This window comes from Verrucomicrobium sp. (assembly GCA_028283855.1).
Lineage (GTDB): Bacteria > Verrucomicrobiota > Verrucomicrobiia > Methylacidiphilales > GAS474 > GAS474.
Genome location: JAPWJX010000003.1, coordinates 1,224,302 through 1,242,945, shown reverse-complemented (window position 1 = coordinate 1,242,945; position 18,644 = coordinate 1,224,302). Strand labels below are relative to the sequence as shown.

18 protein-coding genes, 1 tRNA gene and 1 pseudogene are annotated in these 18,644 nt (G+C 65.7%); 10 read left to right on the top strand and 10 right to left on the bottom strand.

The window, feature by feature from the left end:
- The first annotated feature begins 6 nt into the window (after positions 1-6).
- On the top strand, positions 7-1,191 hold the full coding sequence (locus tag PW734_07360; protein MDE1171008.1) for an acyltransferase: 1,185 nt from the start codon (positions 7-9) through the stop codon (positions 1,189-1,191).
- Here the strand turns inward: PW734_07360 and lpxI are convergent.
- Complete coding sequence (lpxI, locus tag PW734_07355) at positions 1,166-2,014, bottom strand: UDP-2,3-diacylglucosamine diphosphatase LpxI (GenBank protein MDE1171007.1); 849 nt, start codon at positions 2,012-2,014, stop codon at positions 1,166-1,168. The two genes, PW734_07360 and lpxI, sit on opposite strands and share 26 nt — an antisense overlap.
- A gap of 153 nt (positions 2,015-2,167) precedes the next feature.
- Here lpxI and nusA point away from each other — a divergent pair, with 153 nt between their 5' ends.
- The 4 genes and pseudogenes from nusA (at position 2,168) to PW734_07335 (ending at position 6,135) form a co-directional block, all read left to right on the top strand.
- Positions 2,168-3,442 carry a transcription termination factor NusA gene (gene nusA, locus PW734_07350; GenBank protein ID MDE1171006.1) on the top strand — a complete coding sequence of 425 codons (1,275 nt, stop codon included), beginning with the start codon at positions 2,168-2,170 and terminating at the stop codon, positions 3,440-3,442.
- A 32-nt stretch (positions 3,443-3,474) separates the two neighbouring features.
- A pseudogene (locus PW734_07345) lies at positions 3,475-3,789 on the top strand (hypothetical protein).
- Between the two features lie 295 nt (positions 3,790-4,084).
- Positions 4,085-5,455 carry a translation initiation factor IF-2 gene (gene infB / locus PW734_07340; protein MDE1171005.1) on the top strand — a complete coding sequence of 457 codons (1,371 nt, stop codon included), beginning with the start codon at positions 4,085-4,087 and terminating at the stop codon, positions 5,453-5,455.
- Positions 5,456-5,511: 56 nt separating this feature from the next.
- Positions 5,512-6,135 (top strand): hypothetical protein, encoded by a 624-nt coding sequence (locus PW734_07335; protein ID MDE1171004.1) that lies wholly within the window; start codon positions 5,512-5,514, stop codon positions 6,133-6,135.
- A gap of 9 nt (positions 6,136-6,144) precedes the next feature.
- Here the strand turns inward: PW734_07335 and PW734_07330 are convergent, their stop codons facing one another.
- Together PW734_07330 and PW734_07325 are read right to left on the bottom strand one after the other, a co-directional pair.
- The gene (locus PW734_07330; GenBank protein MDE1171003.1) at positions 6,145-6,711 is read right to left on the bottom strand and encodes a hypothetical protein; all 567 of its coding nucleotides are present in this window, start codon (positions 6,709-6,711) and stop codon (positions 6,145-6,147) included.
- 41 nt (positions 6,712-6,752) lie between these two features.
- Positions 6,753-7,895, bottom strand: coding sequence for a tetratricopeptide repeat protein (locus PW734_07325; protein ID MDE1171002.1), 1,143 nt, complete (start codon positions 7,893-7,895; stop codon positions 6,753-6,755).
- A 103-nt stretch (positions 7,896-7,998) separates the two neighbouring features.
- On the opposite strand from PW734_07325, the gene PW734_07320 reads away from it, so the two are divergent.
- Positions 7,999-9,636, top strand: coding sequence for an NAD+ synthase (locus PW734_07320; protein MDE1171001.1), 1,638 nt, complete (start codon positions 7,999-8,001; stop codon positions 9,634-9,636).
- Here PW734_07320 and PW734_07315 read toward each other — a convergent pair.
- The 3 genes from PW734_07315 to PW734_07305 form a co-directional block, all read right to left on the bottom strand.
- The gene (locus PW734_07315; GenBank protein ID MDE1171000.1) at positions 9,626-10,267 is read right to left on the bottom strand and encodes a hypothetical protein; all 642 of its coding nucleotides are present in this window, start codon (positions 10,265-10,267) and stop codon (positions 9,626-9,628) included. The two genes, PW734_07320 and PW734_07315, sit on opposite strands and share 11 nt — an antisense overlap.
- A gap of 70 nt (positions 10,268-10,337) precedes the next feature.
- Positions 10,338-10,769 carry a thioesterase family protein gene (locus PW734_07310; protein ID MDE1170999.1) on the bottom strand — a complete coding sequence of 144 codons (432 nt, stop codon included), beginning with the start codon at positions 10,767-10,769 and terminating at the stop codon, positions 10,338-10,340.
- Positions 10,766-11,479 carry a hypothetical protein gene (locus PW734_07305; protein MDE1170998.1) on the bottom strand — a complete coding sequence of 238 codons (714 nt, stop codon included), beginning with the start codon at positions 11,477-11,479 and terminating at the stop codon, positions 10,766-10,768. The genes PW734_07310 and PW734_07305 overlap by 4 nt, the downstream gene beginning before the upstream one ends.
- 100 nt (positions 11,480-11,579) lie before the next feature.
- On the opposite strand from PW734_07305, the gene gnd reads away from it, so the two are divergent.
- The 3 genes from gnd to PW734_07290 are packed head-to-tail and all read left to right on the top strand — an operon-like array spanning position 11,580 to position 15,228.
- The gene (gene gnd / locus PW734_07300) at positions 11,580-13,031 is read left to right on the top strand and encodes a decarboxylating NADP(+)-dependent phosphogluconate dehydrogenase (protein MDE1170997.1); all 1,452 of its coding nucleotides are present in this window, start codon (positions 11,580-11,582) and stop codon (positions 13,029-13,031) included.
- Positions 13,028-14,575 carry a glucose-6-phosphate dehydrogenase gene (zwf, locus tag PW734_07295; GenBank protein ID MDE1170996.1) on the top strand — a complete coding sequence of 516 codons (1,548 nt, stop codon included), beginning with the start codon at positions 13,028-13,030 and terminating at the stop codon, positions 14,573-14,575. The genes gnd and zwf overlap by 4 nt, the downstream gene beginning before the upstream one ends.
- 5 nt (positions 14,576-14,580) lie before the next feature.
- Positions 14,581-15,228, top strand: a complete 648-nt coding sequence (locus PW734_07290) for a hypothetical protein (protein ID MDE1170995.1) — start codon at positions 14,581-14,583, stop codon at positions 15,226-15,228.
- On the opposite strand, the gene PW734_07285 is transcribed toward PW734_07290, so the two are convergent.
- Complete coding sequence (locus PW734_07285) at positions 15,225-16,124, bottom strand: 3-hydroxyacyl-CoA dehydrogenase NAD-binding domain-containing protein (protein ID MDE1170994.1); 900 nt, start codon at positions 16,122-16,124, stop codon at positions 15,225-15,227. The two genes, PW734_07290 and PW734_07285, sit on opposite strands and share 4 nt — an antisense overlap.
- 72 nt (positions 16,125-16,196) lie before the next feature.
- Between PW734_07285 and PW734_07280 the strand changes: the two genes are divergently transcribed.
- A tRNA-Cys gene (locus PW734_07280) sits at positions 16,197-16,268 on the top strand.
- Positions 16,269-16,275: 7 nt separating this feature from the next.
- On the opposite strand, the gene PW734_07275 is transcribed toward PW734_07280, so the two are convergent.
- The 3 genes from PW734_07275 to PW734_07265 all read right to left on the bottom strand — a co-directional run bounded on the left by PW734_07275 (position 16,276) and on the right by PW734_07265 (position 18,639).
- Positions 16,276-16,752 carry a hypothetical protein gene (locus tag PW734_07275; protein MDE1170993.1) on the bottom strand — a complete coding sequence of 159 codons (477 nt, stop codon included), beginning with the start codon at positions 16,750-16,752 and terminating at the stop codon, positions 16,276-16,278.
- 402 nt (positions 16,753-17,154) lie between these two features.
- The gene (locus PW734_07270; GenBank protein ID MDE1170992.1) at positions 17,155-17,529 is read right to left on the bottom strand and encodes a hypothetical protein; all 375 of its coding nucleotides are present in this window, start codon (positions 17,527-17,529) and stop codon (positions 17,155-17,157) included.
- A gap of 111 nt (positions 17,530-17,640) precedes the next feature.
- Complete coding sequence (locus PW734_07265) at positions 17,641-18,639, bottom strand: glycosyltransferase (GenBank protein MDE1170991.1); 999 nt, start codon at positions 18,637-18,639, stop codon at positions 17,641-17,643.
- Positions 18,640-18,644: the final 5 nt, after the last annotated feature.

Sequence of the window (18,644 nt, the reverse complement as noted above, 5' to 3'; positions counted from 1 at the left end):
GGCGGGATGTCGTCGCAGAATCCCCTGGCTGCCGCGGAGGGCCATTCCCGCCTGGTGCCGCTGGAGGCGTGCCGCGGCTTGGCGGCCTGCATCGTGTTCTTCCACCACTTTCTGCTGGGCTTCGCGCCGCGTCTTCACGGGGGGCTCTATGAAGGGATCGGCCCTGGATCCCTGGCGGGCACGCTGGCCTTCCCCCTGGTCAACGGCACGGCGGCCGTTTCCTTCTTTTTTGTCCTCTCCGGCTACGTCCTGCCCTACCGCTATTTCCACACGGGGCGGACGGGAATGCTGGAACGGACGGCCTTTAAACGCTTCTTCCGGCTGGCCGGTCCGGCGGTGCTCAGCACCTTGCTGGTGGGCCTGGCGCTCGCCGCCGGTTTCGGTTTTTTCCGGGCGGCAGGCCATTTAAGCGGCTCCGGCTGGCTCATTCAAATGGCCAACCCGAAGACGGCGCCGGTTCCGTCTGTCCCCGGCGCCGTCCTGGACGGCCTGAAGGCCTTCTTCACGGGCTGGTCCTCCTACAATTCCAATCTGTGGACGATGCGGATCGAGTGGATCGGCAGCCTGCTGGTCTACGCCCTGGCTTACGGCGTCGCCCGCTGGCCGCAGCGGGCCGGGTGGGTCCTCTTCTTCGGCGCGGCCTGCGTCATCGGCAGCCCGTTCTATCTCTCTTTTCCCCTGGGCGCGGCGCTCTGCTGGCTCCACGCGCGACGCGGCACCCGGCTGGCCGCCGGCTGGGCCCTTCTTTTCCTGGCGGGAGCCTATTACCTCTACGGCTATCTCGTCTCACAAGGGCCTTACAAGGCTTTTGCCTCGATCTTACCCCTCTCCACGCCCGCGCTGCCGCGCCCCAGCCTTCACAGCTACCTCTATCTGCTGGCCTCCCTTTTAGTGATGCAGGCCCTCACTGGCTGGCGGGCGCTCTACCAGATGCTCGACCGCCCGTGGGGCGCGTTCCTGGGCCGGATCTCCTTCCCCCTCTACCTGATCCATCCGTTGATCCTCTTCACCTGGTCGAGCTGGCTCTTCGTCCATCTCCACGGGCGGGTTTCGGACGCGGCGGCGCTCTGGCTCACGCTATTGGGAACCCTGCCGCCGCTGGCGCTGGCGGTCGCCGTGATGACGTGGTTCGACGAGTTTTGGCTGGCCCGGGTGAACCGGATCTTTAAAGCGCGGAGTCGGAAGGACTGACGCCGACCAGGGAGATTTTAAACTCCCGGGCCAGGGCCTCCAGCCGCTCCCGTTCCAAAAGAAGGGTGCGGCCCGCCTCGCAGGCGATGGTGCCGATGCCCGCCTCATGCGCGGTCTGAAAGGTGTGGGGGCCGACGACCGGCACGTCGAAGCGGAAGTCCTGCCCCGGCTTGCTCACCTTGACCAGGACCGCGCCGCCCCGGCCCAGCGCCCCGCCGCGGCGGGCGGCGGCGTTGGTCCCTTCAAAGGCCTCCACGGCCAGGACGGTCCCGCGCTTCACCACGACGGTCTGGCCGATGTCGAGCCGGGCCATCTCCTTGGCGATGCGGAAACCGTAGGCGATGTCCTCCCGCTGGCGGCGGCCCGGGCGGGGACCGGCCAGAGGGCCGGGAGCGGCCAGGCAATCCTCCAGGAAAGTGGTGGCGGGCAGGACGATGGTGCCGCCCTCCCCCAGCTTGTCCGCGATGGCGCCGAAGATCGTCTCCGCGTTGCGTTCCTTAAGCTTGGCCAGGAGGAGGAGGGCCCGCCAATCGGGCTTCAGGTCAAAGAGGTGGCCGGGGGAGATCTGCCCCGCCATGATGGCCGCGGGGACCGCCTGGTCCCGGCAAAAGCGGAGGAGCTTCCCCAATTCGCCGACCCGGATGGAGAGGGACTCGTCGGCCAGGGGAAAGAGGGCGGGATCGGTCTCCCGGTCGAAGGCAACAAGGGAAAGGCGCTTCACGCCCGCCGCCCGGGCGGCCCGGGCGACCAGCAGGGGATAGCTCCCCTTCCCGGCGATAAGGCCAAGATGGTCCGGCAGAGGAGCTTGGGCGGGGGGATTCAATTTCAGGCCTTGACCCTCTCTCTTAAGTTGATAGGATCACTTGCTTTTCGCTCACCGGTTTGTTCGGAGCCGTGGAAACTTTCGCTAGTTTCCACTTTTTTGTCTCCGGATCCGAAAGAGAGAGAAGCAAGAAGCAATAAGAAGGAGGCGACCATGAGTCAAGAAATTGTAGCGATCATGGAATACATGGAGAAGGAAAAGGGGATCAAACGGGAGATCCTCATTGAAGCGATGCAAGCCGCATTGCTCGCTTCCTCGCGCAAAAGCTTCGGCCCGGCCAAGGATCTCCGCGTGGAGATCGACCCCAAAAGCGGCAAGCTCCGCGCCTTTGCCCGCCTGGAAGTGGTGGAAAAGGTGACCAACCCGGCCGACCAGATCACCCTCCTCAAAGCCCGCGACATCGACAAGGAAGCCCAGCTCGGCGGCGCCGTCGACATGGAGGTGACGCCGAAGGAATTCGGCCGCATCGCCGCCCAGGTCTTCAAGCAGACCATCAACCAAACCCTCCGCGGCATCGAGCGGAAGATGATCTTTTCCGAGTTCAAGGACCGCGCCGGCGCCATCGTCACCGGCACCGTCCGCCGCTTCGAGCGGAGCGACGTCATCGTCGACCTCGGCAAGTTCGAGGCCATCCTCCCCTCCCGCGAGCGCGTCCCCACGGAAGAATACAACCCCGGCGAGCGCATCCGCGCCTACGTCGTGGCCGTGGAAGAGGGCGTGCGCGGCCTGGAGATCATCCTCTCCCGCAGCCACCCCAACTTCGTCCGCAAGCTCCTGGAGCTGGAAGTCAACGAGGTCAACGACAAGACCGTGGAGATCAAGGCCATGGCCCGCGAGGCCGGCTACCGCACGAAGATCGCCGTCTGGTCCTCCAACGAGAAGATCGACCCGGTGGGCGCCTGCGTCGGCATCCGCGGCGCGCGCGTGAAGAACATCGTCCGCGAGCTGAACAACGAGAAGATCGACCTCTTCAAGTGGTCCCCCAACATCCGTGAGCTGGCCGTGGAGGCCCTCAAGCCCGCCAAGCTGAAGAGCCTGGAGGTCGACGAGGCCAACCACCGCCTGAAGGTCACCGTCGACAGCGAGAACTACTCCCTGGCCCTGGGCCGCAAGGGGCAGAACACCCGCCTGGCCACCAAGATCACCGGCTGGGAGATCGACATCCTCAAAGAGCACACCGCCGCCGAGAACTTCGCCGAGCAGATCACAAAGGCCGCCGGCGAGCTGGCCGCATCCCTCTCCATCGAGCAGGCCGTGGCCGACCAGATCGTCCGCGCCGGCCTCGTCAGCGTCGAGGCGATCGCGGAGGTCGACGAGGAAGACTTCCTCGGCGCCGTCCCGGGCCTCGAGCCCGAGGCCGCCAAGGGCATTCGCCAGGCCGCCATCGAGAAGACCAAGGCCGGGGCCGACCAGCCCGCGAACGCCTAAACCCGCATCCCACGCTAAGATCCACCGCCTGCATGCCTAAAGAAAAAGCCGCCACCGTCGAGACCAAGAAGACCGCCGACAAAGCCGCCGCTCCCAAAAAGAGCGCGGCTCCGAAGGCGTCTGAGGCCCCGGCGACGGAGGCCCCGCAGGCCGCCTCGACCGAGCCCGCCTCCGCCGAGGCTTCTGAACCCGCCCCCTCCGCCCCCGCGGAAGGGAACGTCACCTCCTCCCCGGCGGACAAGACGATCGCCATCAAAGGCCCCATCGTCGTCAAGGATCTGGCCACCCACCTCGGCCTCAAGCCCTTCCAGCTCATCCACCACCTGATGGAGCTGAACATCTTCGCCACCCTCACCCAGGTCCTGGACGAGGAATCGGCCAAGAAAGTCAGCGCCAAGCTCGGCTTCAGCTTCCAGACGGAAAAGCGGGACCGCGTGGCCCATCCGCCCGCCCCCTCCAAGCCCGTCGAAAAGCCCAAGCCCGCCGCCGAGCTGGAGCGCAAGCTGGAGCACCGCGACCCCGTCGTGACCTTCATGGGCCACGTCGACCACGGCAAGACCTCCCTCCTGGACGCCATCCGCAAGACCCGCGTCGCCGCGGGCGTAAGCCGGCGGCATCACCCAGCACATCGGCGCCTACACCGTGAAGCGCGGGGAACACGGCATCACCTTCATCGACACCCCGGGCCACGCCGCCTTCACCGCCATGCGCGCGCGCGGCGCCTCCGTGACCGACATCGTCGTCCTGGTCGTCGCCTCGGACGACGGGCTCATGCCCCAGACCCTGGAGGCCATCAGCCACGCCAAGGCCGCCGGCGCCCCCATCATCGTCGCCATCAACAAGTGCGACCTCCCCGCCGCCAACCCCATGCGCGTGAAGGGCCAGCTCCAGGAGCAGGGCCTCGCGCCGGAAGAATACGGCGGCCAAACCATCACCGTTGAAGTCTCCGCCACCAAGGGGACGGGCATCGACAAACTTTTGGAGATGATCACCCTCCAGGCCGAGCTCATGGAGCTCAAGGCCCACTTCCGCGGCGAGGCCAAGGCCCGCGTCGTGGAGGCCCAGACCGAGGTCGGCCGCGGCCCCACCGCCACCGTCCTCGTCCAGGACGGCATCCTGAAGGTGGGCGAGCCCGCCCTCTGCGGCCCCTTCTACGGCCGCGTGAAGGCCCTCATCAACGACCTGGGCCAGAACGTCAAGGAAGCCGGCCCTTCCACCCCCGTGAAAGTCATCGGCCTCTCCGGCGTCCCCTCCCCGGGCGAGGAGCTGGTCACCATGGACAGCGACAAGAAGGTGCGCGAGATCGCCGAGGAGCGCGCCGCCTCCCTCCGCCTCAAGAAGATCGAGGCCGCGCCGAAGGTCACCCTGGAAAACCTCTTCGACACCATCGCCGACGGGCAGAAGAAGACCCTCAACCTCATCATCAAGGCCGACGTCCAGGGCTCCATCGAGGCCGTCGTGGGCCAGCTGCGCAACATCGACAGCAAGAAAGTCGACCTGGAGATCGTCCACACCGGCGTCGGCCCGATCGCCGAATCGGACGTCATCCTGGCCCGCGCCAGCTCCGCCGTCGTCATCGGCTTCAACACGAAGACCGACAACGCCGCCGCCAACGCCGCCAAGCGCGAGGGCGTTCAGATCAAGCTCTTCTCCATCATTTACGAGCTGGTCGACCAGATCAAGGAGGCCATGGCGGGCCTCCTCGACCCCGAGCTGCGCGAGACCCAGCTGGGCACCGCGCTGGTCAAGAAGGTCTTCGAGCTTTCCAAGTATCCCGTGGCGGGCTGCGCCGTGCAGACCGGCCGCATCGTCCGCAACGCCCGCGCCCGCGTCATCCGCAAGAAGCAGCCGATCTACGACGGCGGCATCCACACCCTCAAGCGGTTCCAGGACGACGCGTCCGAGGTCCGCTCCGGCCTGGAGTGCGGCATCCGCCTGGGCGATTTCACCGAATACGAGGAAGGCGACGTCATCGAGTGCTACCAGCTCGAGAAGGTCGCCCAGACCCTCTAGCCGTTTCCCCGAAAAAGCGGGGAATCCGGGGGGCGGAATAGCCGAATTAGAAGGATATGCCGTCCCGCCCTTCCATCACGCTCAAGACCCAGGCTGACTGGGACCGCCTTCAGACGACCGCCCGCGGCCAGGCCCGCCTGAACCGGATTCCCACCCCCCTCGTCCACATCCAGGGGGATGTGAAGATCCATACGGATTCCTCCCTCAACTTCGTGATCGAAAAGGACGCCAAGCCGACTCTCATCCTTCAGGGCGGCGGCCGCGCCACTGTCGACGTTCAGGACAACGCCCAACCCCTCATCTCCGTCACGGAAGGCGCCGCGCCGGACATCACCGTTTGCGGCAAACAGGGGAAGGAAACCACGATCGTCGTGGAGGCTTCGGAAGTCAGCATCTACAGCCGCCGTCCCAATATCGTCACCAAGGGGGAGGCAAAGCCCAGCATCGTCCTGTCCGACACGATTTCCATCGTCTCCTGCGAGGAGAAGTCCGCCCCCCACATCACCGTCCAGCCCACGGCCAGCATCGACATCCATTTTAAGGATAACGCCCGCCCCACCGTGGCCGATCCTACCGGCAACAAGCACACCACACTCTCCGGTGCCGGGCGCCTCCTGACCCGCAGCACCGGCAAAACGGGCACCGATTGGACAGTGGAACGCCCGTTCCGCGCTTACTAGTTCCCGAACCTAGGGAGCGGGGCTTTCCTTCGCCCCCGCGGTGTCCCCGCCGGTGTTTTTCTTATACTCGTCATACGCGCGGCGGGCCGCCGTGTTGCCGCCCACTTTCACGCGGTAAAGGGCGCCGTTGGAATAGATCTCCAGCACGTAGCCCTGGTAAACCGCCCCGCCAAACCAGGTCACATGGTGGGTCGAATCGCCCGTGACGCTCGACTTCACCTCGACCGATCCCATTTCGACCTCCTGGGAGGCTCCGGCGGGCAGGCTGGCCTTTCCTTCCAGGATCTCCTGGATGCGGCCCTGGCGCTGGTCCTCCGTTTCCGTGCGGATCCAATTGTGGGCCACGGCCACGTAGAGCTTCAGGGTGATGTTCGGCATATCGTCCATGCCGGTGTTGGAGAGCTTGACCGTGAACGTGGGCGCGGTGACCGTTTCCTTCCCTTTCCCCTTCGTGCCGCGGTCGATGTCCCCCGTGCTTTCATGCATGAGGACCTGGACGGAGGCGTCCAGATCGTCCGCCCAAACCGGAAGAAGAAAAACCGCCAGCCACAGTCCCGCCGCCGCCCAGATTTTCATCCCGGGAGATTAGGCAAAGCCCCTGATCCAGGGCAAGGCCGTCAACGCTCCTCTTCCCCGCCCAGCTTGGCCTCCAGGGACTCGACCAGCTTCCGGTGGGCCGGATGCTGGGGCTGGAGGCGCAGGCTCTGCTTGGCCGCCTCCAGGGCCACGGACCAGTCCTTCATCTGCACGGCGCACAGCTCGATCCCCTGCCAGGCGCCGAAGTGGTCCGGCTTCATCGTCACCACGCGGCGGCAGAGGCTCAGGCTCTCCTCATACCGCTTGGAGAGGTAGCAGAGGGTGGCCAGCTTGTTGACCGCCTCCGCCCAATCGGGATAGTCGTTCATCAGGCGGCGGAAGAGCCTCTCGGCAACGGGAAAATCGCTTTTCTCCATGAGCTGGACGCCTTTTTCGATCAGATGGCGCGCGGCGGGGCCGGCCTCGTTCAGCCAGCACTCCCACAGGCCCTGGCTAGCCAGCTGGGAGACGGCGGTTTGCTCCGAGGCGAGGAGGGCCGTGAAGACCGGTTCCGCCCGGGCCTGGACCAGGGCGTGAAGCGCCACGGCGCGCGCGGCGGCGTCCCCTTCCGTCAAATGGCGGACGTAGACGCGGAGCGCGGCCGACTCGTTCGGCAGAGCGGGAGCCTTCGGCGCCGCGAACTGCTGCGTCTTGGGCGGAGGGAGGATCGCCGGAGGCGGGGATTGGGGCGCGGGCAGCGGGCCGCGGTTGCGCAGGGGGGCCAGGTCGGGATCGTTCTGGGCGTTCTTGGCCAGCTTGGGGTCGAGCCGCAGGGCCTGGGCCAGGTGGCGGGCGGCCGCCTCGCACTCGTCGAGCTGGGCGGCGTAGCAGGCCAGGTTAAAGGAGATGAGGGCTTCCGCCGGGTGAAGCCGCAGGGCCTTTTCCAGGATTTCCCGCGCCGCCGGGATGGAAACCTCCCGCCGCAGGGCGTAGGCCCAGGAAAGGAACCAGGCGGGCCGGACCGGCTCCCGTTCCGCCGCCCGGGCGGCGATCTCCCGCATGGTGGTCCATCGCTCCGCCCGTTGCAGAATATTCAGGCGCAGCTCGTCCAGCTTGGCGGAGGGGCCTTCGGCCTGGCGGCTTTCGGCCTCGTCGACCTCGGCCAGCGCCTCGTCCCACATCCCCAGGTCGCAGTAGCCCAGGACGGCCTGCAACTCGTGCTTGATCGAATCGGGATCGCTCATGACGGACTTCCCTTAAGATTAGCCCGCCGCCTCCCCCGATTCAAACCGGCGAAGACGAATTTGTTTTCCCTCTTTCTTCCGCCGGTTAAATATTCAGGACCGGATGAAAATCGGCCTCCTCCAGCTCAACGCCACCATCGGCGATTACGCGGAGAATCTCCGCCAATTGGGGGAGGGATACCGGAAGCTGGCCAAGGAAGGGGCGGAGATCGTCGTGGCCCCGGAGCTTTTCCTGTGCGGCTACCCGCCGCGCGACCTCCTCCTGCGGCCCGACTTTATCGAGGCCGGGGAGGCCGCCCTGGCCCAGGCCGCCGCGCTGACGGCGGGCGGTCCGGCGCTCTGCGTCGGCTGCGTCCGGCCGAACGCCCAGCGGCCCGGCCGCCCCCTTTGGAACGCGGCCGCGTGGCTGGAGGACGGGCGCATCCAGCACACGGCGCACAAGGCCCTGCTGCCCACTTACGACGTCTTCGACGAGGACCGTTACTTTGAACCGGCCGCCGCGCCGACTTTGGTGGCCTGGCGGGGAAAGAAGATCGGCATCACGATCTGCGAGGATATCTGGAACGACGCCGACTTCTGGCCCGACCGCCGCTACCGCCTGGACCCGGTTTCCGAGCTGCGCCGGTCCGGGGCGGAGGTGATCCTCAACCTCTCCGCCTCCCCCTGGTATCGGGGGAAGGAAAAGCTCCGCACGGAGATGGTGGCCCGCGCCGCCAAGGACGAGGGCGTCCCCATCGTCCAGGTGAACATGGTGGGCGGCAACGACGAGCTGATCTTCGACGGCCAGAGCGCCGCCTTTGACGCGCACGGGAAGGTCCTTTTCCAGGCTCCGGCGTTTGAGACGGGCGGCTGGGTCGTCGACCTCAAGGGGGCCTGCCCTCCCTCCGCCTCCCGCCTGGACGAGGAGGAGACGGTCCGCCGCGCCCTGGCCCTGGGCATCCGGGATTATGTGGGAAAGTGCGGCTTCCGCTCCGTGGCGCTGGGCCTTTCCGGCGGGATCGATTCGGCCGTCGTCGCCGCGCTGGCGGTGGAGGCTCTGGGGCCGCAGGCGGTCTTCGGCTTCTCCCTGCCCGCCCGCTATTCCAGCCCCGGCAGCCTGAGCGACGCGCAGGCGCTGGCGCACAATCTGGGCATCGCGCATGAGGTGGTTTCCATCGAGAACGCCTTCCAGGTCGTCGAGAAGGAGCTGGGGCCGGTCTTTCAGGGCCGCGCGGCGGACGCCGCGGAGGAGAATGTGCAGTCCCGCCTGCGGGGCCTCATGCTAATGGCGGTTTCCAACAAATTCGGCCACCTGGTGCTGACGACGGGGAACAAGTCGGAGCTGGCGGTGGGCTACTGCACGCTCTACGGCGACATGTGCGGCGCGCTGGCCCCCATTGCCGACCTGACGAAGAGCGAGGTCTACGGCCTGGCCCGCGCGATCAACCGGCAGCGGGAGCTCATCCCGCAGAACTCGATTTCCAAGCCGCCCAGCGCCGAGCTGCGCCCCAACCAGACCGACCAGGATTCCCTGCCGGACTACGCGGTGCTGGACCAGATCCTGGAGCTATACGTGGTGCAGCACCGGAGCAAGGCGGAGATCGTGGCGGCGGGCTTTGACGCGGCCGTGGTGGCGGACGTGCTGAACAAGGTGACGTTCAGCGAATACAAGCGGCGCCAAGCGGCGCCGGGTCTGAAGGTTTCCCCCCGCGCCTTTGGCATGGGGCGGCAGATCCCGGTGGCGCAGCGGTTCAGGACTTAGCCTGAATGTGCTCCCCGGAGCCGGGGGTCTTCGGCACCTCGCCGGAGCGGGTGGCGCCCAGTTCGCGCAGCGCCTCGATGTCCTGCAGGTGGGCCCGGCCGGGCGCGTTGCCCTTGCCCAGATTGTTTTTCACGGCGCGGGCCTGGTGGTCCAGGGACATGTCGACGGGCACGACGCGGAAACCGTCCGCCGCGGTGCGGACGTGTGTCGCGGCGAAGGCATCGGCGGAAAAGCCGTCATAATAGGTTTTTCCCGCCGCGTCCTTTTGCTCCAGGAGCATGTCGCCCGGGGCCAGCTTGATATCCTCTCCCCAGGCGGTTTGGAAGGAAACGGCTTCTTTCACCCGGACGGCGCGGAAGGGCGCGCCGAGGTGCTCGTGGGTTTCCTCCTTGTCGGTCAGATGGAGGTTTCCGTATTGCCGGCGCAGGACGTCGAGATCCTCGACCTCCACGCGGCCGTCCCGGTCGGTGACGATCCCGGCGATGCTCTTCAGCACCTGCGGCCCGTGCGCCGTCTCCACTCGCTGACCGGGGTGCCCCAGAGAGATGTCGACAACGGTTTCCCGCGCGAAAAAGGCGGCTTCCTCAACATGGGCGGCAAAATAGGCCTTGGGATCGATGGGCGTGCTCATAGGGAATCTCTCTTGTACTAATTCGGCTATTAGGACGGGGAATGCCCCATTTATTCACCCGCGTGAAGGACTATTCCCGGACGCCGACCAATTCCGGGTAAGCGGCGGTCCAGGCTTCCGGCACCGGCTGGGGGCGGCCCGTCGCCAGGTTGACCGTGACCATGGTCTGGTGGCTGCGGGCCAGGAGGACGCCATCGGCGTCGCGAAAGAGCTGGAATTCCAGGTGGAAGCGGATTTTCTCCAGCTTCGTCACCCGGCCCTCGATGCGGAGGGTGTCGCCCAGGCGGGCGGGCTTGAGGTAGTCGATCTCCGTGCGGGCGACGACGGGGACCAGCCCGGTGCGCCCCATTTCCTCCAGGGTCCAGCCCATGGCGTCGGCCAGCTCGGTACGGGCCACCTCCACCATGCGGAGGTAGGCGACGTTGTGGACGACGTTCCCTGCGTCCGTATCGAAGTAGTAGACCTTGATCCGGGTGGTGTGGGAGGCGGGCGGGCGGCTCATTTGAGCTGGCGGTCGAGGGCGGCGACGATGGTCTTGAGCACCTTCAGCCGGGCGAAGGACTTGCTGTTCCCCTCCACCAGATGCCAGGGGGCGTGGCGGTGGTCGGTCTTGTTGACCATGTCCTGGGCATAGTCCAGGTAGCGGTCCCACTTCCGGCGGTTGCGCCAATCCTCCTCCGTCATCTTCCAGTATTTGGCGGGGTCGGCCTCCCGCTCGCGGAAGCGCCGGAGCTGCTCCTCCTTGCCGATGGAGAGGTAGAACTTGAGCAGGATGGCGCCGTCGTCGGCCAGCTGGCGCTCGAACTCGTTGATCTCCCGGTAGGCCCGCTTCCACTCCGCGTCGGTGGCGAATTTCTCCGCCCGCTCCACCAGCACGCGGCCGTACCAGGACCGGTCGAAGATCGCGATCTCCCCGTAGGCGGGCAGCCGGGTCCAGAAACGCCACATATAGTGGTGGGCGTATTCCTCCGTGGTCGGCTTGAGGACGGAATAGACGCGGACGGAGCGGGGGTCGAGGTGCTCGGTCACGCGCTTGATGACGCCGCCCTTGCCGGAGGCGTCCGGCCCCTCGAAGACGAGGATGAGGGAGCGCTTGTCCTGGCGGAGGCGCAGCTGCCGCTCTAAGAGCCGCAGCTGCAGCTTCTTAAGGGTGGCCTGGTATTCGGCTTTGCTGACGTCTTTTGAGAGGTCGAGGCGGCGGAGGCGTTGCATCGGAGACCTATTGGTTAAGCCACCGCGCCCGGGGGGACAAGCGGGAAAAAAGGGAGTGGCCTTGCCGGAGAAATTGAGGCAGAACCATCTTCCCTACTTTATGAATCCCACCGCTGACATCGGCCTGATCGGCCTGGCCGTCATGGGCCAAAACCTCGTCCTGAACATGAACGACCACGGCTACACCGTCGCCGTCTTCAACCGCACGGTGAAGAAGGTCGACGAGTTCCTGGCCAACGAGGCGAAGGGGACCAAGGTCGTCGGCGCCCACTCCATCGAGGACTTCGTGAAACTGCTCAAGCGCCCCCGGCGCGTCATGCTCATGGTGAAGGCCGGCGCGGCGGTCGACGAGTTCATCGAGCACCTCCTTCCCTACCTGGAGAAGGGGGACATCATCATCGACGGCGGCAACTCCCACTACCCCGATTCCGTCCGCCGGACGAAGTATCTGGCCGAAAAGGGCCTCCACTTCATCGGCACGGGCGTTTCCGGCGGCGAGGAAGGCGCGCGTTTCGGCCCCTCCATCATGCCCGGCGGCGCCAAGGAAGCCTGGCCCGCGGTGAAGGAGATCTTCCAAGCCATCAGCGCCAAGGCCGACGGCGAGCCCTGCTGCGACTGGGTGGGCGAGGACGGCGCGGGCCACTACGTTAAGATGGTCCACAACGGCATCGAATACGGCGACATGCAGCTGATCTCCGAGGCCTACCACATCATGCGCGAGACCCTGGGCATGACCGCGGACGAGCTGGCCAAGACCTTCACCGACTGGAACAAGACGGAGCTGGACTCCTACCTGATCGAAATCACCAGCCAGATCTTCGCCTACAAGGACACGGACGGAAAGCCGCTGGTCGACAAGATCCTCGACGCCGCCGGCCAGAAGGGCACGGGCAAGTGGACCGTCGTCTCCTCCCTCGACACCGGCACCCCGGTGACCCTCATCGCGGAGGCCGTCTTCGCCCGCGCCCTCTCCGCCATCAAGGACGACCGCGTGGCCGCCTCCAAGGTCCTCAGCGGGCCCAAGGACAAGTTCGCCGGCGACAAGGCCGCCTTCGTCGAGGACATCCGCAAGGCCCTCTACGCCTCCAAGATCGTCTCCTACGCCCAGGGCTACATGCTCCTGCGCGCGGCGGCCAAGGAGAACAACTGGCACCTGAACTACGGCGGCATCGCCCTCATGTGGCGCGGCGGCTGCATCATCCGCAGCCGCTTCCTGGGCAACATCAAGACCGCGTTCGAGAAAAACCCGGAGCTTTCCAGCCTCCTCTTGGACGGCTTCTTCCAGGCGGAGATGGAGAAGTGCCAGGCCTCCTGGCGCAAGGTCGTCTCCCAGGCCGCCCTCCTGGGCGTCCCCTCCCCGACGTTCTCCACCGCCCTGGCCTTCTACGACGGCTACCGCTCCGCCAACCTGCCGGCCAACCTCCTGCAGGCCCAGCGCGACTTCTTCGGCGCCCACACCTACGAGCGCCTGGACAAGCCCCGTGGCGAATTCTTCCACACCAACTGGACCGGCAAGGGGGGCACCACCTCCTCCACCAGCTACAACGCGTGAGCATCGACTTCCCCACCCCCGGCAAGGGCACCTTCATGAACCAATCCCCCAAGGTTCCCGCCACGGCCACCGTCATCTTCGGCGCCACGGGCGACCTGACGCACCGGAAGATCGTCCCCGCCTTCTACCACCTGCAGAAGAACGGGCAGCTGCCGGAAGGCTTCACCATCATCGGCTTCGCCCGCCGCCCGAAGACGGACGAGGAGTTCCGCAAGGACCTCAAGGAAGCCCTCGACAAGTTCTCCCAGACCAAGCCCGTCGACGAGGAAGCCTGGGCCAAGCTGGCCCCCCACATCTACTACCAGCAGGGGGACCTCCCCAACCCGGACGACTACAAGAAACTGGCCGAGCGGATCAAAGGCCTCCCGGAAGCCGCCCAATACGGCGAGAACTGCCTCTTCTACCTGGCCACCGCGCCGAACTTCTTCGGCGTCGTCGCCGACAATCTGGCCAAGGCCGGCCTCAACCCCCAGCCCGGCGCCAAGCACCTGCGCCGCCTCATCGTCGAAAAGCCCTTCGGCACCGACCTGGAGAGCGCCCAGAAGCTCAACACGGAGCTGCAGCGGTCCTTCCCGGAAAAGTCGATCTACCGCATCGACCACTACCTGGGGAAGGAAACCGTCCAGAACCTGCTCTACTTCCGCTTCGGCAACTCCATCTACGAGCCGCTCTGGAACCGCCGCTACATCGACCACGTCCAAATCACCGTGGCGGAGACCGTCACCGTGGAGGGCCGCGGCGGCTACTACGAGGAGGCCGGCGCCTCCCGCGACATGGTGCAAAACCACATGATGCAGCTCCTCTCCCTCCTGGCGATGGAGCCGCCCGCCTCCCTTGACGCCGAGTCGATCCGCGACGAGAAGGTGAAGGTCCTGCGCACCATCTCCACCCCCACCCAGGAATACGTCCGCCGCAATTCCGTCCGCGCCCAATACGGCGGCGGGCAGCTGAACGGCCGCCAGATCCCGCCCTACCGGCAGGAAGAGCGCGTCGCCCCGGACTCCATGACGGAAACCTACGTCGCCCTCAAGCTGGAGCTGGACAGCTGGCGCTGGGCGGGCGTCCCCTTCTACCTGCGCACCGGCAAGGGACTGGGCCACCAATACAGCGAGATCAACATCGTCTTCAACCGGCCCCCGGGCGTCCTCTTCGCCAACACGTCGAGCCGCATCCACCGGAACCGCCTGCGCATCCGCATCCAGCCGAACGAGGGCATCCACCTCCACTTCAACACCAAGACCCCCAACCAGGCCACCCTGCAGACCGTGGGCATGGACTTCCACTACCGGAAGGACGGCGCCCACTACTTCCCGGAAGCCTACGAGCGCCTCATCTGCGACGCGCTGCTGGGAGAGTCGACCCTCTTCACCCGCAGCGACGAGGTGGAGCAGGCCTGGCGCGTCATCGACGCCGTCCGCGGCGCATGGGCGGCGGAGGACGACTCCTCCCTGCCCCTCTACTCCCCCGGCTCCATGGGCCCCGTGGAGGCCGACGAGCTGATGCGCCACGACGGGCGCGGCTGGGCTCCCCCCTTGGAAGCGTAACGCTTATGAAATCACGGGCCGTCCTGCTGGTGCTGCTGTGGGCCGCCGCGTGCCCCGCGCTCCCCTGCCGGGGCGCGGAGGTCTACGCCGACGCCCTGGCCGCCTACAAGACCGAGCACTACGCCGACGCCGACACCCTGTGCCAAAAGGGCCTGGCCACCCTCTCCCCGGACGCCAACAAGGAGCGTGTCCGCTACCTGGTGCTCAAAGGGCGCATCGCCACCGGCGCTAAAGACTACGCCAAAGCCAAGACCGTCCTGGAAGAGTCCCTCCATCTCGACCCCAGCAGCATCGCCGCCCGGCGCTCCCTGGGCGACCTCGCCTTCCGCCAGCGCCATTACGCCGACGCCCGCATCGCCTACCAGGACGCCGCGCACTACCAGCCGGGCAACGCCGACCCCGACCTGGTCCTGGCCCTAACCTACTGCGCCCTGGGACAAAAAGACCTGGGCGAGGCCCTGCGCCAGGCCTCCCAGCTCAACGCCTTCGACGACAAGACCCCCGCCGCCTATTTCGCGCAGGCCGCCATCGCCCGCTACAAGGGGGACACCGCCACCGCCGCCCAGACCCTCCAGACGGCGGCCACTCTCTACGGGCCCCAGGCCTACGCGGACTACGCCCGGGACTACCTCTTTCTCTTCGCCAATTCCTAGGGGGAATCGGCGCTCAAAAAGCCGGGCCGCGCGTAGGCCGGATCGGGATACTCGTAAAATCCCCGGCCCGCCTTGGTTCCCAGCTTCCCTTCCGCCGTCATCTTCTTGAGAAAGGCGACGCGCCGCCGCCCGGCGTCGTCATTTAGCGTCTCCGCCCAATAGGCGGAAATCTCCGCGATCGTATCCAGGCCGATGTTGTCGAACATCCCGAACGGGCCCAGCGGCATGCGGAAAATCCCCATCCACGCCCGGTCGACGTCCTCCACCGTCGCCACCTCCCCCAGCACCAGGTCGATCGCCTGCCGCTGCATGGCGCCGAAGATCGAATTGAAGATATAGGCGTGGGACTCCCGATCATAGCGGATGGGGATCTGCCCGATCCGGCGCGCGAAGGCCTCCAGCTCCGCCATCGTCTCCGGCGACGTGCCCGGGTGGGGCATGACGTCGACGATGTTGGAGGTCGCCACCGGCAGGTGAAAATGGAAGGCGGCCAGCCGCTCCGGCCACCGGCAGCTTTCCGCGAACATCGACGGGACCAGGGAAGAAGTGTTCGTCGCCAGGATGGCCCGGTCGGAACACGCTTCCGAAAGCTGCCGGAACACCTTCCGCTTCAGCTCCGGATTTTCCGGCACGCATTCCACCGCCAGATCGGCCTCGGCGGCTCCTTCGGCCAGGGTTTCCACGGCCCGGATCCGCGCCAGCACTGCCGGGAGATCGGCCTCCGTCAAAAGTCCCGGAGGAAGCGTGGCGGCCAGACCGGCCAAACCGGACCCGATCCCGGCCCTTACCGCCGGAGAGGCATCGAAAATGGCCACCTCGCATCCATGCCGGGCGCATTGAAGGGCGATCTCCTTCCCCATCGTTCCTCCGCCGACAACCAGGACTTTTTGAATCATGCCTTAGCTTAAGGGTGTGATTCCGGGTTTGCCAGCGTGGCCGAAATAGGCCACATTCTCCGCTCTTCCTCTGGCGGGATAGCCAAGTGGTAAGGCCGGGCTCTGCAAAAGCCCCATGCGCCGGTTCGATTCCGGCTCCCGCCTCTCCTTTTTATTTTCGCGGAGCCATTCTCTCCCTCTCCGCCTGTTCCAGCAGCCTGGAGGTGGGGAACGGGGCAAAGGTGGAGGTGATGACGGCCAGGTTGTGCAAATACTGGAAGGCCATGGGATCTCCGGCATCCCGCGCGGCCAAATACTCCTGCCAGCGGGGAACATAAAAGGCCGCCGCCTCCAGGCGCTCCCGGGAAAAACGCTGCTGAGGGGTCGCCGTCGCACTGTAGACCACCGCCAACAGGCCGTGGAGTTCCGCCCTCGTCGCGTCCAGGTCCCCGGCCTCCGCCGCCATGATCACGGCCGTATTCGCATCGTCTAAGGCCTGCCTGATCTTTTCGTCGGAAGGCTTCTCCTCCTTAGGAGCCTCGTTTTTCGGCCCCGGGATCGTGCGATGCCAGACGCCGCTATAACGGACTGTCCCATCGGGGAGCTTGAAGGAGTCGATGTAAACCAGCGTGCAATACTGGTCCTCCATCTCAAGCAGATGATCGTGAAAACTTTCAGGACTCTGGTTGTACCACCACCACCACCAATACCCCCCTTTTGCCGGGGCATCCCCGATCCGGTAACGGTATTCGGGTTTTCCCTTGTGCCAGCGCCCTTGGACGGCCGTTAGCCAATGCCGCCGATCCCAAAAATTCTTCCCCTGAGCATCCTTTATCCCCCGCTCCTCGAAGAAAGCTTCCTTTTGGGGGTAATCCATCCAAGGAGTAAAATCGCGATTATCCCGGTAATAAGAAATCCCCTCCCACGCCGCGCCTGCCGCCAGGACAAGCGGCAGAAGGATCCACAATGCCTTTCTCATGGAAAGGGTATGGGAGCATCCCCCCACGGGCTTCAAGCAGGAATTCCAGCTCCCGCCCCTCTTTCGTCATTCCTACCCCCCGGCGGACTGCCAGCTCACCGTGATCGCCTTGGGTGTCAGCGCCGTGATGAACCAATGTTTGGAGGGGAGAGCGGGAGCTGCCTTGGAACCCTTGGCGGGAGCCGGGGCGGCCCCGGCCGATTTGGCCGTGTGGGCGTCGATCTTCGCCGCATAGCCGGCCTGGAAGGAATCGGGCGTCACATAAGCCCGCATCCCTTTTTTCAGCTGTGAAAAAGTCGCGTCCTGGCCGTCTATGCGGACGACGGTGAAATCCCCGACCTGGAAGGTGGACGACTTGCTTGAGGCATCGGCGGCCGCCCAGCACAAAGCCGCGCCGGACAGACTGCCAAGAAGGATCAGGGAGAAGAGCAGGGAATGGATTTTCATGAAAACAGGGGCATCCTGCCCGATTTCCGCGCCCCAAACTATCAGAGAAAATCCCTAGACGGCCGTAGGGATTATTTCGTCGGAAAAGTTTTCTCGGCCGGTTGATTCGGCTTACCGCTTCTTCTGCCGACGGCGAGCCCAAATCGCCCGCTCCAGCTTGAAAAACGGCGTGGCGATCTTCCAGACCAAAGAGCGGGTAATCCGGCGGCGGCGGACGACTTCCTCGCGGTAAAGCCGGGCGTTCTCCTCCTCTTCGGGACTCCGCTCAGGAGGAGGCGGAGGAGGAGGATTCTCTTCCCGCTTCTCCTCCTCGGCACTGCGCAGAGCCTCGGAAAGACTGTTTGCCGCGCCCGTCAGACCCACGACATGGCGGAAGAGCGTTTCCAACGACCGGGCCAGCGGCCCGGGAAACTGCTCCGCCAATCGTGTGAGGGCCGCCAGGCGCGTCTCCGACATGTGGTCCCAATCCGTGCTCATGCTGCCGGGCTGGCGCGTGTAATAGGCCAGCCGCTCGTCGAGGTAATAGACCTGCTTGCCGCGGGCGGCGGCGCGCATCCACAGGTCGTAATCGGCATGGCCATCCAGGTCGGGGGTAAAGACGCCCACCTCCTCCAGCAGGCTGCGGCGGACCAGCGCGACGTGAGGCGGGAAGTAGCCGCCGATCAGGAGGGAGGGCAGAATGTCTCCCCGCACGATGGGCCGGGCTTTTCCGATGGAGTAGTCGTCGAAGAAGCTGCCATCCGGATGGACCTGCTGCATGTCGCAGTAAACCCAGTCGTATTCGGGATTGTTTTGCAGGACGAGGACCTGCTTCTCGATCTTCTCCGGTGCAAAATAGTCGTCGGCGTCGAGAAAGCCGATGTATTCCCCCCGGGCGATGGCGATGCCGTTGTTCCGGGTGCGGGCCAGGCCTTGGTTTTCCTGGCACAGGACGCGGACGCGCGGCTCCCCCTCGTATTTCCTCAATATTTCCGGCGTCGCGTCGGTCGAGTTGTCGTCGACGACGATGACTTCCATGTGCGGCCAAGTCTGATCCAGGAGGCTGCGGATGGCGCGGTCAAGGTAGGGCGCGTGGTTGTAATTGGCGATGATGACGCTAACGAGTGGCATAAGTG